Genomic DNA, 1,176 nt, shown 5'->3' with positions numbered 1-1,176 from the left:
CAGCCCTGCTTGCAGGGTGTGCCGCAGGGCGTAAAAGGCAGACTCGACCTCCCACCGTTCATGGTAGAGGCGGACGAGTGTGGCGGCCGGGTCGCTGAGAGGATCGAGCAGACTTGTGACCAACAGGTAGGAGTCGCCGATCTGCTGGCCGTCGGCGCACGTGGCGGTGACCGTGGCATCGATGATCCGCACGGGGCGGCCATCGAGATGAGTGAGGTAGGAGCCGTCGGGCAGGACCTTCTCGATGAGCGGGCGGCGGCTGGACCGGAGGCGGATCAGGTACTGGGCCCCTGTGGCGGACACCGCGCTGAGGAACGCGTCGGAGTCGAATCCTCGGTCTGCCAGTAGCAGCATCTGCGGGCTCAGCGCCGGCAGCAGGGTGGTGGCGGAGGCCAGTTCACCCACCGCGCAGGGCCCGAAGGCCGCCGCGAGCAGGCCTCGCGTGCCCGTCTCGCAGAGCACCGTCAAGCGAAGTGCCGGATAGCCGGCGTCCCCCTGCTGGTTGCGGGACTTTCCCAGCACCGCGCGCAGGCTCGGCCGGTCGGGCGTCTTGATCGAGCTGCACCCGTCGAAGGCCACGGTTCGCCAGTGTCGGTAGCGCACCCCGGGAGCCTGAGGTGGAGCCAGGGGCCCAGCCAGAACCTCGAACAGGAGTTTGAAAGGGGCCGGCCCCAGACGGCGCCGGACCTCTCCCAGTGCACGCTCCGAAGGCAAGAGGCGCAGGTCAACGGGTAGACCGGCGATGAGCTTCCCCCAGACTCGCGCGTACCCCAGCGATGGGAAGAGCGTCAGGGCCAGCACGAAGTAGACCCCCACCCGCGAGGGCAGCAGCCGCAGCCGCTGCTGGACCCGACGGGTCTGATCCAGCACCTCCTCCACGAGCTCGAAGGGTACGTACTGCGTCAACTCCCCCAGATGGCCGGGCGCATACAGGCCGCGGGCAGTCGTGATGGTGCGCGTGAACACCGAGATGGCACACTTGCCGAGCAACGGGACCCCCGAAGCAGGATTACTTGGTCGTTCTCCATGCTTCCACCAAGGGTCCCGTTCCACTGTCCGCTCAAGAGCCCAGCCTCGTAGGGCCGTTAACCGATGCACCGGACAACCGCGACGGGACGGCCACACCGCTGCCACCGATTTGACCTGCGGCGTTTCCGCTTAACTGCCGGGCATTGG

At 67.7% G+C, this 1,176-nt stretch carries 1 protein-coding gene; it reads right to left on the bottom strand.

Annotated elements, in window-relative coordinates; genetic code table 11:
- A partial coding sequence (locus ACZ3TS_RS43040; protein WP_467628739.1) for an IS4 family transposase occupies window positions 1-990 on the bottom strand: 990 nt, incomplete at its 3' end.
- Window positions 991-1,176: the final 186 nt, after the last annotated feature.

The sequence above is a fragment of the Streptomyces sp. NPDC022910 genome, assembly GCF_055561075.1.
Note: the sequence above shows the minus strand (reverse complement) of the source record. Positions and strands in the feature narration are given on the sequence as shown.